Annotated in this window: 14 protein-coding genes, 1 tRNA gene and 1 pseudogene; 11 read left to right on the top strand and 5 right to left on the bottom strand. The window is 70.5% G+C overall.

Annotated features, from left to right (window positions below; all coding sequences use genetic code 11):
- Positions 1 to 5: 5 nt before the first annotated feature.
- Positions 6 to 554 carry a helix-turn-helix domain-containing protein gene (locus tag ACZ7GJ_RS27415; RefSeq protein WP_365921903.1) on the bottom strand — a complete coding sequence of 183 codons (549 nt, stop codon included), beginning with the start codon at positions 552 to 554 and terminating at the stop codon, positions 6 to 8.
- Positions 555 to 714: 160 nt separating this feature from the next.
- On the opposite strand from ACZ7GJ_RS27415, the gene ACZ7GJ_RS27410 reads away from it, so the two are divergent.
- Positions 715 to 787 (top strand) — tRNA-Ala (locus tag ACZ7GJ_RS27410).
- A 130-nt stretch (positions 788 to 917) separates the two neighbouring features.
- Here the strand turns inward: ACZ7GJ_RS27410 and ACZ7GJ_RS27405 are convergent.
- On the bottom strand, positions 918 to 1073 hold the full coding sequence (locus ACZ7GJ_RS27405) for a hypothetical protein (protein ID WP_470755566.1): 156 nt from the start codon (positions 1071 to 1073) through the stop codon (positions 918 to 920).
- A gap of 123 nt (positions 1074 to 1196) precedes the next feature.
- Between ACZ7GJ_RS27405 and ACZ7GJ_RS27400 the strand changes: the two genes are divergently transcribed.
- The gene (locus ACZ7GJ_RS27400) at positions 1197 to 3641 is read left to right on the top strand and encodes a Z1 domain-containing protein (RefSeq protein ID WP_470755565.1); all 2445 of its coding nucleotides are present in this window, start codon (positions 1197 to 1199) and stop codon (positions 3639 to 3641) included.
- A 16-nt stretch (positions 3642 to 3657) separates the two neighbouring features.
- Here the strand turns inward: ACZ7GJ_RS27400 and ACZ7GJ_RS27395 are convergent, their stop codons facing one another.
- Positions 3658 to 5133 (bottom strand): MFS transporter, encoded by a 1476-nt coding sequence (locus ACZ7GJ_RS27395; RefSeq protein WP_470755564.1) that lies wholly within the window; start codon positions 5131 to 5133, stop codon positions 3658 to 3660.
- 95 nt (positions 5134 to 5228) lie between these two features.
- On the opposite strand from ACZ7GJ_RS27395, the gene ACZ7GJ_RS27390 reads away from it, so the two are divergent.
- Entirely contained in the window at positions 5229 to 5708 is a 480-nt protein-coding gene (locus ACZ7GJ_RS27390; protein WP_470755563.1) for a MarR family winged helix-turn-helix transcriptional regulator, read from the top strand.
- A gap of 146 nt (positions 5709 to 5854) precedes the next feature.
- Positions 5855 to 6346 (top strand): LysM peptidoglycan-binding domain-containing protein, encoded by a 492-nt coding sequence (locus tag ACZ7GJ_RS27385; RefSeq protein WP_470755562.1) that lies wholly within the window; start codon positions 5855 to 5857, stop codon positions 6344 to 6346.
- Between the two features lie 93 nt (positions 6347 to 6439).
- Here ACZ7GJ_RS27385 and ACZ7GJ_RS27380 read toward each other — a convergent pair whose 3' ends face one another.
- The gene (locus ACZ7GJ_RS27380; protein WP_470755561.1) at positions 6440 to 7117 is read right to left on the bottom strand and encodes a DUF5324 family protein; all 678 of its coding nucleotides are present in this window, start codon (positions 7115 to 7117) and stop codon (positions 6440 to 6442) included.
- Positions 7118 to 7292: 175 nt separating this feature from the next.
- On the opposite strand from ACZ7GJ_RS27380, the gene ACZ7GJ_RS27375 reads away from it, so the two are divergent.
- Together ACZ7GJ_RS27375 and ACZ7GJ_RS27370 are read left to right on the top strand one after the other, a co-directional pair.
- Positions 7293 to 7820 carry a peptidylprolyl isomerase gene (locus tag ACZ7GJ_RS27375; protein ID WP_365922042.1) on the top strand — a complete coding sequence of 176 codons (528 nt, stop codon included), beginning with the start codon at positions 7293 to 7295 and terminating at the stop codon, positions 7818 to 7820.
- A 121-nt stretch (positions 7821 to 7941) separates the two neighbouring features.
- The gene (locus ACZ7GJ_RS27370; protein WP_470755560.1) at positions 7942 to 8817 is read left to right on the top strand and encodes a rhomboid family intramembrane serine protease; all 876 of its coding nucleotides are present in this window, start codon (positions 7942 to 7944) and stop codon (positions 8815 to 8817) included.
- A gap of 118 nt (positions 8818 to 8935) precedes the next feature.
- Here the strand turns inward: ACZ7GJ_RS27370 and crgA are convergent, their stop codons facing one another.
- On the bottom strand, positions 8936 to 9193 hold the full coding sequence (gene crgA, locus ACZ7GJ_RS27365) for a cell division protein CrgA (protein ID WP_470755559.1): 258 nt from the start codon (positions 9191 to 9193) through the stop codon (positions 8936 to 8938).
- Positions 9194 to 9284: 91 nt separating this feature from the next.
- Between crgA and ACZ7GJ_RS27360 the strand changes: the two genes are divergently transcribed.
- The 5 genes and pseudogenes from ACZ7GJ_RS27360 to ACZ7GJ_RS27340 all read left to right on the top strand — a co-directional run.
- Positions 9285 to 10073: a DUF881 domain-containing protein gene (locus tag ACZ7GJ_RS27360; protein ID WP_470755558.1), complete on the top strand. Its 789-nt coding sequence runs from the start codon at positions 9285 to 9287 to the stop codon at positions 10071 to 10073.
- Positions 10074 to 10101: 28 nt separating this feature from the next.
- Positions 10102 to 10800, top strand: coding sequence for a class E sortase (locus ACZ7GJ_RS27355; protein ID WP_470755592.1), 699 nt, complete (start codon positions 10102 to 10104; stop codon positions 10798 to 10800).
- 89 nt (positions 10801 to 10889) lie between these two features.
- Positions 10890 to 11066 carry a hypothetical protein gene (locus ACZ7GJ_RS27350; protein ID WP_365921919.1) on the top strand — a complete coding sequence of 59 codons (177 nt, stop codon included), beginning with the start codon at positions 10890 to 10892 and terminating at the stop codon, positions 11064 to 11066.
- Positions 11063 to 11701, top strand: a complete 639-nt coding sequence (locus tag ACZ7GJ_RS27345; protein WP_470755557.1) for an aminodeoxychorismate/anthranilate synthase component II — start codon at positions 11063 to 11065, stop codon at positions 11699 to 11701. The genes ACZ7GJ_RS27350 and ACZ7GJ_RS27345 overlap by 4 nt, the downstream gene beginning before the upstream one ends.
- Positions 11668 to 12516, top strand: a pseudogene (locus ACZ7GJ_RS27340) (class E sortase); the annotation flags it as partial. The gene ACZ7GJ_RS27345 and the pseudogene ACZ7GJ_RS27340, both read left to right, overlap by 34 nt.
- Between the last annotated feature and the right edge of the window lie 25 nt (positions 12517 to 12541).

Genomic DNA, 12541 nt, shown 5'->3' with positions numbered 1-12541 from the left:
GCGTGTCAGTTCTGGTGGGACTCGTAGTGGGCGACCGCTTCCGCGGTGCGGCCCGCGCCGTACACCCGGAGGAACTCTGCCAGTTCCGGGTGGCTGGGGGCGAGGGTGTCCGCCGCATCGATGATGTCGCCGGCCGCGGAGACCGAGCGCAGCAGCGACTGGATCTCACGGACGACGCGCTTGACGGTGGGCGCCCCGGAACTGGGGGTGGTCTGGCCGCTGTTGCTGAGGACGGATCCTCCCTGGGTCTTCTTGATCTCGTCCATCCGGTCGGTGGCCTCCGCCGCGCTGACGCTCCCGTCGGCCACCTGGCCCGCGAGATCCTGGAGGGCCTGGACCCGCTGGACCACGGCCGGGTTCCCGATCTTGGCGCGCTGGCCGCTCATCAGCTGGGACAGCATCGGCGCCGACAGCCCGAGGACGGCAGCGAGGCGAGCCTGGTTCAAGCCGAGATCATCTATGAGCCGGCGGAAGAGCGCGCCGAGGGGCTCCCCGTACCAACTGCGCTGAAGCTCTCTGGCTCTGGCCGTGGCCTCTTGCTGTACTGCGTCCACTCTTACTACTCCCCTTCGCTGGTGCGAACCTCGCGAGCATCTTACGGAGAGTGGTCGCGGGGCGGGAGTCCCTATCATTTTGCGGGAAGAGGGGGTACACCCGGTACTCTGTTCTGCAGAACGTCCACTCCTCCACAGGGGACGGGCGCGTCCATTTCCAGGGGCCTTAGCTCAGCTGGTAGAGCGCTGCCTTTGCAAGGCAGATGTCAGGAGTTCGAATCTCCTAGGCTCCACCCCTGAAACCTCCCCTGACCTGCGGAAACGCGGGTCAGGGGAGGTTTTTTCGTTCCCGGCGGGGTCTGTCCGGCGGGTGCTGCGTACGTCTTGTGACCGTGCGGGTGCAGCCGGCCGGGGCGTCCGGTATCAGAACAGCAGGCGGATCCAGTCGGGGAGCGCGGACCCCGTGGCGGTGCCCAGGCCCGTGGCGATTCCGCCGATGAAACCGAGGATCACGACCGCGGCGGTGCGGCGGAGCCGGGAGATCTTGCGCTGGGGGGCTTCGGGAGCTGTCTGCGTCATGAGTCCAGCCTGCGGCGTGGGGAGGCGGTGCACAGGGGTGCAACAGTTGCCAACGGACTGCAACGCGTTGCCAATTCACGTGCAACAGTCCGATGGGTCCAAGTGAGGGCCGACACTGGGTCGGTGGCGATCAGTAGAAGTCGAAGCGGGGCCGGCTACCTCGGCCCGATCCACCCGGAGGCGGGCCCCGAACGCCGGGAACTGGCGGTCGCCCTGCGCGAGTTGTTCCAGCGGCTCGACGTGTCCGTACGGGCGTACGCGCTCAGGGAGCCGCGCGATCCCAGCTCCGTGAGCCGCATGCTCAGCGGTGCGCGGTTCGCGCGCGAGGACTTCGTGCAGAACCTCCTCCACGAGGCGGGCGAGCCCCCTCGGACGCCGCTGTCCACGGAGGAGACCGCCCGCGTGTGGGCGCTGTTCCGCAAGGAGGAGGAGAGCCGGATGGACCCGGCCACCCGGATCCGGCTCCTTGAGCGCACCCTGCGCGAGCAGGAGGTCCGCATTGGTGAGCTGGAGAGCAGCCTGGCCGACGCGGACACGGACGGCGCCGCAGCCCAGCTGGACTCCCTGCGCCACCGGCTGCACCAGCGCGAGCAGGAGCTGGCCCGGGTCGAGCAGGAGCGGGACCAGCTGGCGCGGCGCATCGGGAAGCTGCTCGCCGAAGGGACGCCCGGGCTCCAGGGCGGCGCCGGTCCCGTTGTGATCCGGTCGTCGTTCACCCCGTGGTACGACCCGAAGGCGCAGCCCGGCCGGGGCTGGTACTGGCCCGCGTACGTCGGGCTGCTGGAGCGGCGGGGGTGGCCGGCCCCCGGGGTGGCCGACGTGGCCAGAGTGACGGATCAAGTAGTGGAGAAGCTGGCCGAACCGAGCGCGGTGGCGGCCTACCAGTCCAAGGGCCTGGTGATCACGCCCGTGGGGTCCGGCGCGAGCACCCACATCACCGGCATCGTGGCCAAGGCGGTCGACGCCGGCTACCGGCTCGTCATCGTGCTGACGGGACCGACCAACGCGCTGCGGTCCCAGATGCAGCGGACCCTCGACCGCGATCTGGTGGGGCGGGAGAACATCCTGCGCGGCGCGGACGGGCCCGGGGACTCCGACTACGCGGACGATCCGGGCTGGACCAGCGGGGACGGTTTCCTGCGGCACGGCCGACTCCCCTCCATGGAGGGCGGGTTCGACATCGTCCGGTTGACCACGCGCGACAACGACTACACCGGCCTGATCCAAGAGCTTGCCGCAGTCGAATTCGAGAAGCGGGAGCCGCGGCTGCCGTTGAACGATCCCGAGAACCTGCACGCCACGTCCGTACGGCTCATGGTCGTGAAGAAGAGCAAGAGCGTTCTGTCCAAGCTGCTCAAGGATCTGCGGCGCATCCGCACGCCGCTGGCGGAGCTCCCCACGCTGATCATCGACGTCGGCGCGGCGTGGGATTCGGACACCGTGAACACCTCCAGGAGGGCGACCGGAACGGGGAGGGCGGGCCTCACGTCCGTCAATGCCGCCACGGCGGAGCTGCTCGACCTCTTGCCCAGGGCGCAGTACGTCGCCTTCGCCACGTCACCCCTCATCGGCACCCTCCTGGACCCGTCCGCCGCGGAGGACTTGTTCCCGAGGGACTTCATCGTCTCCGTACCGCGTCCCGCCGGCTACGTGGGAGCGGAGGACTTCCTCGACCTCGACTCGGACCTCCCGGAGGAGCGCCGGACCGTCGCCAACTCCCAGGAGAAGGCGCATGTCCGCAATCTCGTGCTCCAGGGCGAGGACGACGACGAGGGCGAACGGCAGGCGATGGACATGTTCGTGCTGACCGGCGCCGTGAAGCTGTACCGGTCCGCGCGGGGCGAGGGCAGCTACAGCCACCACGTCATGGTCGTCCACTCCTCGGACCGCATCGTCCGGCGGCGGGAACAGGCCGAGCGCCTGCGCCGCCTCTGGCACGAGGGTGCGTACGACCGGGCGGAGGGTCTGGGACGTCTGCGAGAGCTGTACGAAAGGGACGTCGAGCCCGTTTCCCGTGTGCGGGCCGAGGGCCTCTCCGTCCCCGGCTCCTTCGACGAGCTCGCGCCGTACCTCGCCGCCGCCCGTTCGCGGATCGACTCCGAATCCGACGGCGAGGTCGTCGTGGTCGAGAGCGCATCCACGAACGGCGAACAGAACGGGTACGAGACGGACTTCGCGGGACAGCACGTCTGGAAGGTCGTCGTATGCGGCTCACGGCTCTCTCAAGGCGGTGTCGTCGACGGTCTGACCGTCGTCTACCAAGGGCCGCGTACCGATCGCACGGTGGGCCTGGCAGGGATGGGGTGCTGGGCCGGCTTCCGCGTCGGATACCGGGACCTGATGCGGCTCTACTTCGCGCGGGTCCCCGAGGACACCGGTGAGGGCCTCTTCGAGGTCTTCTCCGCGGTCTGCCGCAACGAGCGCTCGTTCCACGAGGAACTGGCGCGCTACGCCGTCGAGGTCGACGGCCGCCCGCCGCTCACGCCCGTTCACGTACCCCCGCTGCTCGCGCGGCACCTGAGCACCTCCGTCCCCGGGCAGCCACGGAACACCCGCCTCGACCCCTGATGTTTCACGTGAAACATCAGGAGCGGCGCGGGCCCCGCAGAAGGGTCGCGGCGACGGCGGTGGCCGTCAGGAGCAGTCCGGCGCCGACAGCGAAGGCCAGGTGGTAGCCGCCGGTCAGGGCCTCGGCGGTGGTGTGGCCGGTGGACTCCAGGCTCCCGGTGCGCGAGGCGGCCAGGGTGGAGAGGACCGCGACGCCGAGCGCCATGCCGATCTGCTGGGTGGTGTTGAACAGTCCCGAGGCGAGTCCCGCGTCCTGCTCCCCGGCGCCGGACATGCCCAGCGCGGTCAGGGCGGGCAGGGCCAGGCCGAAGCCGGCGGCCAGCAGCATCACCGGCAGCAGGTCGGTGGCGTAGTCGGCGTGGACGGGCAGCCGGGTCAGCAGGCCGAGCGCCAGGACCAGCAGGGCGAGCCCGGCCAGCACCACGGCGCGCTCGCCGAACCGGGCGTTGAGCCGGGACGCGGCGCCGAGCGAGACCGCGCCGATCACCGCGGCGGCCGGCAGCATCGCGAGACCGGTCTCGGCGGCTCCGTAACCCAGCACCTTCTGGAGGTAGAGCGCGACCAGGATCTGGAAGGAGAACAGCGCGGCCACCATCAGCATCTGGACGATGTTCGCCCCGACCACCACCCGGGAGCGGAAGATCCGCAGGGGCATCAGCGGGGTGCGTGACGTGGCCTGGCGCAGGACGAAGGCGGCCAGCAGGACCGCCGACAGCGCCCCGAGGCCGAGGGTGTGCGCGGCGGTCCAGCCGTACCGCTCGACCTCGACCACGGCGTAGATGCCCGACATGAGCCCGGCGGTGACCAGTACCGCGCCGATGACGTCGGCCCCCGCCGCCAGCCCCAGGCCCCGGTCGGCGGGGAGCGCGGGCAGGGCCAGCAGGAGCGTCGCCAGCCCTATGGGCAGGTTGATGAAGAAGATCCAGTGCCAGTCGAGCGCATCGGTGAGGACCCCGCCCAGCACCTGGCCCAGGGAGGCTCCCGCCGCTCCGGTGAAGGAGAAGACGGCGATCGCCCTGGCCCGTTCCCGGGCCCCCGTGAACAGCGTGATCAGGATGCCGAGGCTGACGGCGGAGGCCATCGCGCTGCCCAGCCCCTGGAGGAAGCGGGCGGCGATGAGCACCGCGGGGGAGGCGGCGAAGCCGGCGAGCACCGAGGCGCCGGTGAAGACGGCGGTCCCGGCCAGGAACATCCGCTTGCGGCCGATCAGGTCGCCCAGCCGGCCGGCCAGGAGCAGCAGGCTGCCGAAGGCGATCAGGTACGCGTTGACGACCCAGCTGAGGCCGCCGGGGCTGAAGCCCAGGTCGGCCTGGATGGCGGGCATCGCGACGGTGACGATGCTGCCGTCGAGGACGGTCATCAGCATGCCGGTGGAGAGCACGCCGAGTGCGGTCCAGCGGGAGCGGAGCCCGTGCGGACCGTCGGGAGTCGTGGGGCCCGCGCCGGCAGTGGAGGTAGCGGGTGCGGGCGTGGAGGTGGTTGCGGCAGGCATCGGACTCTCCAGTCAGTGAGGGCGATTGGTGAGACCGTAGCAGATGGTTTTGTTGCAGACGATTTATTTCGGATCGAGTTGCTAGGCTGGAGGACATGACTGCCATGGCGCCCACCCGGACCCAGCCCGACCTCTCGTTCCTCCTGGACCACACGAGCCATGTCCTGCGCACCCGTATGGCCGCCGCGCTCGGCGAGATCGGCCTGACCGCCCGCATGCACTGCGTCCTCGTCCACGCCCTGGAGGAGGAGCGCACCCAGGCCCAGCTCGCCGAGATCGGGGACATGGACAAGACGACGATGGTCGTCACCGTCGACGCCCTCGAAGAGGCCGGGCTCGCCGAGCGGCGCCCCTCCACCAAGGACCGGCGGGCCCGGATCATCGCCGTCACCCAGGAGGGGGCCGAGGTCGCGGTGCGGAGCCAGCGGATCGTCGACCAGGTGCACGCCGATGCCGTCGCCTCCCTCGCACCCGCCGACCGCCAGGCCCTCCTGCGCGGCCTCACGCTCCTCGCCGCCGGAGATCTGGAGGCCCCGTCCGAAAGCCCCCGCCCGGCCCGTCGCGCCCGGCAGTGACCCGGCAGTGACCCGGCAGTGACCGGGGGCAGTGGCCCGGCAGTCCCCCGGATGGCCCAGTCACAGGGCCGTCCGGAGCCCCGTGTCCGACAGTGGGTGAAGGCACTCAGCCCAGGGGGGCAACACCACGCCGGAGGCTCAAGCTCATGGGAATGTTCGACTTCCTGAAGTCAGACAAGAAGAAGAGGCAAGAGGCGGCCGAGAAGGTCAAGGAGCAGGTGCAGCAACAGGCCACCCCGGCGCCGGCGGCACCGTCCATGAACACGCCGGCCGACACCGGGAGCAAGTACACCGACGCCGCCTCGGCCACCAAGGCCGCGGCCGAGCGGATGGCCGCCGCCGCGCCCCCCAAGCCCGCCCCCGCCGCGCCGAAGCCCGCCGCGCGCGCCCCCGCGCCGCACACCCCCACCCCGGCCTCGGCCGCGCACAAGGCGGTGCCCGCGGCACCCACCCCCAAGCCCATGGCCGCCAAGAAGCGCACGTACACGGTGCGGTCCGGTGACTCGCTCTCCGCCATCGCCCGCCGCGAGCTGGGCAACGAGGCCCGCTGGCGCGAGCTCTACGCCATGAACAAGGGCGTGATCGGCTCCAACCCCGACCTCATCCACCCGGGCATGGTGCTCACGCTCCCCAGCTGACCGCGCATGACGCGGTGATGATGTGACGCGGTGACACATGGCGAAGGGCCCGGATCCACAGGATCCGGGCCCTTCGTCGTCAGCTCTCAGCTCTCAGCGCTCCGTGTCCGCCTCGCGCTCCTTCGCCGCCAGCTCGTCGTCGAAGGTCGCCGGCTCCTGCGCCCGCTCCGACAGCTCCGTGGCCGCCGGCGGCTCGACGAGCCAGTCCGGGTTCGACTGCTGGTCCCACCACTTCCAGGCCGCGAAGGCGCCGCCCGCGAGCAGGCCGACCAGTGCGACGCCCTTGCACACGCGCGCCGTGCGCGCACGACGCTCGTGGCGCCGCACCAGCTTCTGCACCTCCTTCGCCGACACCTGGCCGCGCAGGGCCGCCATCGCCACCGTCGACCGCGACACCGCTTCCTCGGCCACCGGAGTGGCCGCCGCGAGCGCGCTCTCGAACCTCGGCTGGGTGTAATCGGCCGCCTGTCGCGCCACCAGGCGCGTCTGCTTCACCGCCTTCGTCGCAGCCCTGTCCACATTCGGCGGCACGTGCGTGCGCGCCGCCCTGATCCGGGGATGCACATGGGTGTCGTACGAGACGCGGGCCTGCCGCGCGGCTTCGTTCGCCGCGTACGACACCTTCGGCGCCAGTCGCTCGTTGGCCTCTTGGGCGTAGTGCACCGCGGCATCCTTGGCGGATTCCGCGTACGGTGCCACCACTTCCGCCGCGTGCAGGAAACTCTCCCTGGCGCTCTCGGCTGCCAGGCGCACGCTGTCCTTGCGGGTCACGGGATCCTCCTCCTCGGTGGCGGACACAGTTCACCTTTCCACCCTTTGTCGGATCATGCCTGCCATACCGCCGAGCGGCATGCGTGACAGGGCATACGGGTGGAGGATTTCCGTCCGTCGCGCGGCTCCGTGCGAGTATCTGAAACCGACAGTGCTGACTATGGAAGGCAGATCAGTGGCCGAGAAGCTCTACGCCACCCTGAAGACCAACCTCGGGGACATCGAGATCGAGCTGCTGGCGAATTTCGCTCCGAAGACGGTCCGGAACTTCGTCGAGCTCGCCACCGGTGAGCGCGAGTGGACCCGCCCCACCGATGGCCAGAAGACCACGGACCCGCTCTACGACGGCACCCTCTTCCACCGCGTCATCAGCGGCTTCATGATCCAGGGCGGCGATCCGCTCGGGAACGGCACCGGCGGCCCCGGCTACCAGTTCGCCGACGAGTTCCACCCCGACCTGGCCTTCACCAAGCCCTACCTGCTCGCCATGGCCAACGCCGGGCCGGGCACCAACGGCTCCCAGTTCTTCATCACCGTCGCCCCCACCGCCTGGCTGACGCGCAAGCACACCATCTTCGGCGAGGTCACCGACGCGGCGAGCCGGAAGGTCGTGGACGCCATCGCCGCCAGCGCGACCAACCCGCGCACCGAGCGCCCCCTCGACGACGTGGTCATCCAGTCCGTCTCCGTCGAAAAGCGCTAGCGAGCGCGCCGAGAAGCGCCGGTGCGCCGGGTCGGGAACCTTTCCGCCCCGCCCGTCCGTACTCGATGTGTACCGGACCGGTGGGGCGGACCCGCTGCCCCGCCGCCGACCGAGGGGACCGATGGACACCGACCGTCTGCCGGGCTGCTACCGCCACCCGGACCGCGACACGGGCATCCGCTGCACGCGCTGCGAGCGCCCCATCTGCCCGGAGTGCATGATCAGCGCCTCGGTCGGCTTCCAGTGCCCCGAATGCGTACGCGGGGGATCGGGTACGGGCCACCGTCCCTCGGCCAACGCGCCGCGCACCCTCGCGGGCGGGGTGGTCGCCACCGATCCGCAGCTGATGACGAAGATCCTCATCGGGATCAATGTCGCGGTGTTCGTCGCGGCGGCCGTCTTCCCGGCGCTGGCGATCCGGCTGGAGCTGCTCGGCCGCTACGTCGAGTACGTCGGCGCGCCGCTCGAAGGGGTCTCCACCGGTGAGTACTACCGGCTGCTGACCTCGGTGTTCCTGCATGTCGAGTGGTGGCACATCATCGGCAACATGCTCGGCCTGTGGTTCATCGGCGGGCCGCTCGAAGCGGCTCTGGGCCGGGCCCGCTACCTCGCGGTCTATCTGCTGTCGGGCCTGGGCGGAAGCGCACTCGTCTATCTGCTGACCCAGCCGAACGCCCCGACCCTGGGCGCCTCCGGCGCCGTCTTCGGCCTGCTCGGCGCCACCGTCGTCCTCGCGCGCCGGCTGCGCTACGAGATGCGGCCGCTGGTCACGGTGGTCGTGCTCATGCTGGTGATGACGTTCGTACCGCTCGGCAGCGGTGTGAGCGTCTCCTGGCAGGCCCACATCGGCGGCCTGGTGACCGGCGCCCTGCTCGCCATGGGGCTGCTGCGGCCGGCCGCCGCCAAGGACCGCACGCTCGTCCAGTGGGGCACCTGTGTGCTGGTGTTCCTGCTGGCGGCAGCGGTGATCGCGGTCCGGACGGCCGCACTCACCTGATCACACCGGCGTCAACTCTCCACAGAGTTATCCACAGATCTTCTGTCTTTTCCTCAGGTGTGGATGACGCTGTGGATAACTCATGGGGAGAGCTTGCGTAGCCGGTATTACCGCGCTTCTACTTCCACTGAGTGGAGACGCCGAATCCCGCGGCGATGAATCCGAAACCGACCACGATGTTCCAATTGCCCAGCGCCTCGACCGGCAGCTGGGTGTCGGTCACGTAGAAGACGACGATCCACGCGAGACCGATAAGGAAGAACGCCAGCATGACCGGGGCGACCCAGCTGCGGTTGGTCAGCCTGATCGTCTGCGCCTGCTTCGTCGCCGGCGGCGGGGTGTAGTCGTCCTTCTTGCGGATACGTGACTTCGGCACGAGGGGTTCTCCTGTCGATGCGCTGGGGACGTTGCCTCCCCCGGGCGTCCGTTAGCGTAGTGGACCTGTGGCGTTGAAGGAGAAGGGTACGTTGAGCAATTCCGACGACTCCTCCGCGGGTCCCCCCCGGCGGGTCAGACCGGTCCGCCTGCTGACGGCCTCGGTCTTCGCCCTGGCCGGCCTGATCTTCGTCACCAGCTTCAACACTTCCAAGGGTACGAACATCCGCACGGATGCCTCGCTCCTCAAGCTCTCGGACCTCGTCCAGGAGCGCAGCCAGAACAACGCGGAGCTGGAGAAGAGCACCGGAGCCGTACGCGCCCGGGTGGACGCCCTCGCCGAGCGCGACGACGGCAGCACCAAGGCGGAGGACGCCAAGCTGGCGGCCCTGCGCGCGGCCTCGGGCACCGAGGAGCTGTCCGGCAAGGCCCTCACGGTCACCCTCAACGACGCGCCGCCGAACGCGACCGCCCGCATCCCCAACGTCCCGGAGCCGCAGCCCAACGACCTGGTGATCCACCAGCAGGACCTCCAGGCCGTCGTGAACGCCCTCTGGCAGGGCGGGGCCCAGGGCGTCCAGGTCATGGACCAGCGCCTGATCTCCACCAGCGCGGTGCGCTGCGTGGGCAACACCCTGATCCTCCAGGGCCGGGTCTACTCGCCCCCGTACAAGGTCACGGCGATCGGCGACCCGGGCGCGCTGCGCAAGGCGATGGCGGCCTCCCCGGCGCTGCAGAACTACCAGCTGTACGTGAACGCGTACGGTCTCGGCTGGAAAGTGGACGAGCACAAGGCGCTGACACTGCCCGGCTACTCCGGCACAGTGGACCTCCACTATGCGAAGCCCGTGGGCCCCAACTCCGAGACGGGCGCGCCCTGAGAGGGTCCGCGCCGAGGCCGTCCTGCACCTGGTGGTGCGGACGTTCAGCGAGGTGTGCCTGACCGCGGGCACCCTCATCGTGCTCTTCGTGGCCTACGTCCTGCTGTGGACCGGGGTCAAGGCCGACCGGGCCATGGACGGGGAGATGGCGCGGCTCCGCGACCGCTGGGCGGCGGCGCCCGCGGCCGCTCCGCAGCCCGCGCCCGCGCCCGCCCCTGCCCCCGCTCAGACCACGGCCCCGCCACCCCCCGCGTACCCCGAGGGCCGGGCCTTCGCCGAGATGTACGTCCCCCGCTTCGGAGCGGACTGGAACAAGCCGGTCCTGGAGGGCACGGGCACCGAGCTCCTCAAGAAGGGCCTCGGCCACTACGCCGGCACGGCCCGCCCCGGCGACACGGGGAACTTCGCGGTGGCGGGCCACCGGCGCACCTACGGCGACCCCTTCAAGGACGTCCCGGAGCTGCGCCCCGGCGACCTCGTGATCCTCAAGGACGCCACGAGCTGGTACACGTACACGGTCCGCGCCGAACCCCTGCGCATCCAGCCGGACGAGGTCGGCGTGGTCGACCCGGTGCCCCGCCGTTCGCCCTTCACCACCCCCGGCCGGTACCTGACGCTGACCACCTGCGACCCGGAATGGGGCCACAGCCACCGCCTCGTCGTCTGGGCGGAACTGACCGGTACGCGGCCCGTCTCACAGGGTGGACCTGAGGGTTTGCCGAGGTGACCCACCCCGCCGGGCGGGTGGCTTTAGGCTGTGGACGTACCGCCCCTGCGGTGCGTTGAACGATCGTGGACGAAAAGGACACAGGCGGCATGTACGGCTGGATCTGGCGGCACCTGCCGGGTAACGCGTGGGTACGCGCGGTGATCTCTCTCGTACTGGTCCTCGCGGTGGTGTTCGTGCTGTTCCAGTACGTCTTCCCGTGGGCCGAGCCGCTCCTCCCGTTCAACGATGTGACGGTGGACGAAGGATCGGGAGCCACTCCGTGAGCGCGCGCATTCTGGTTGTCGACAACTACGACAGCTTTGTCTTCAACCTGGTCCAGTACCTGTACCAGCTCGGCGCCGAATGCGAGGTGCTGCGCAACGACGAGGTCGAGCTCGCGCACGCCCAGGACGGCTTCGACGGGGTCCTGCTGTCGCCCGGGCCGGGCACGCCCGAAGAGGCCGGCGTCTGCATCGACATGGTCCGCCACTGCGCCGACACGGGCGTCCCGGTCTTCGGCGTGTGCCTCGGCATGCAGTCGATGGCGGTCGCGTACGGAGGCGTCGTGGGCCGGGCGCCGGAGCTGCTGCACGGGAAGACCTCCCCGGTGGTCCACGAGGGCCTCGGGGTGTTCGAGGGGTTGCCGTCGCCGTTCACCGCGACTCGCTACCACTCCCTCGCGGCCGAGCCGCAGACCCTGCCGGACGCGCTGGAGGTCACGGCGCGGACCGAGGACGGGATCATCATGGGCCTGCGCCACCGGGAGCACGACGTCGAGGGTGTGCAGTTCCACCCCGAGTCGGTGCTCACCGAGTGGGGGCACCGGATGCTCGCGAACTGGCTGGTGCGGTGCGGTGACTCGGGTGCCGTGGAGCGCTCGGTGGGGCTGGCCCCGGTGGTGGGCAAGGCCGTCGCGTGACGGCGTTCGCGCCGTCCGCGCCCACAGAGGGCCGGGCCGCGCGGCGCAGGGCAGCTCAGGAGGCCGCGAAGCGCCCGCGCTCGCGGCGGCGGGCCACGGGGCGCCGGCGCAGGCGCCCCGCCTCCGGCGGCCCGGTGGTGGTCATGAGCCGGCTGGCCGGGGAACTGCTCATCACCCTCGGGCTGGTGATGCTGCTGTTCGTCGCCTACCAGCTCTGGTACACGAACCTGCTGGCCGAGCGGACCGTGAACGGCGCCGCCGGCTCGCTGCGCCAGACCTGGCAGCGGGACCAGGGCGGGGCGGCCGCGCCGCCCGTCTCGGCCTTCGAACCGGGCCAGGGCTTCGCCATCCTCCACATCCCGAAGCTGGATGTGAAGGTCCCGGTGGCGGAGGGGATCAGCAAGCCGAAGGTGCTGGACAAGGGCCTGGTCGGGCACTACAGCGAGGGCGCGCTCAAGACGGCCATGCCGGGCGACCCGCAGGGGAACTTCGCGGTCGCGGGGCACCGGAACACGCACGGTGAACCGTTCCGCTTCATCAACCGGCTGGTGCCGGGTGACCCGGTCGTGGTCGAGACGGGCGACGCGTACTACACGTACGAGATCACCTCGCAGCTGGCGCAGACACCGCCCACCAACGTGTCGGTGCTGAAGCCGGTGCCCGAGGGATCGGGCTTCACGGCGCCGGGCCGCTACCTCACGCTGACCACCTGCACCCCGGAGTTCACCAGCACCTACCGGATGATCGTATGGGGCAGGATGGTCGACGAACGCCCCCGCAGCCAGGGCGCCCCGCCCGCGATGGCCGCCCCGTAGCCGCCCTCCCCGCGGCCGCCCTAAG

The organism is Streptomyces sp. NPDC037242 (assembly GCF_055604165.1).
The sequence above is the reverse complement of the archived record's forward strand: the minus strand, read 5'-3'. Positions and strand labels throughout refer to the sequence as shown.

What these genes read in the sequence shown, in the direction of transcription:
- ACZ7GJ_RS27405 (WP_470755566.1), bottom strand. Translation starts at nt 1,073, where the DNA reads ATGACGCAGACAGCTCCCGAAGCCCCCCAGCGCAAGATCTCCCGGCTC.
- ACZ7GJ_RS27395 (WP_470755564.1), bottom strand. Translation starts at nt 5,133, where the DNA reads ATGCCTGCCGCAACCACCTCCACGCCCGCACCCGCTACCTCCACTGCC.
- ACZ7GJ_RS27390 (WP_470755563.1), top strand. Translation starts at nt 5,229, where the DNA reads ATGACTGCCATGGCGCCCACCCGGACCCAGCCCGACCTCTCGTTCCTC.
- ACZ7GJ_RS27385 (WP_470755562.1), top strand. Translation starts at nt 5,855, where the DNA reads ATGGGAATGTTCGACTTCCTGAAGTCAGACAAGAAGAAGAGGCAAGAG.
- ACZ7GJ_RS27370 (WP_470755560.1), top strand. Translation starts at nt 7,942, where the DNA reads ATGGACACCGACCGTCTGCCGGGCTGCTACCGCCACCCGGACCGCGAC.
- ACZ7GJ_RS27350 (WP_365921919.1), top strand. Translation starts at nt 10,890, where the DNA reads ATGTACGGCTGGATCTGGCGGCACCTGCCGGGTAACGCGTGGGTACGC.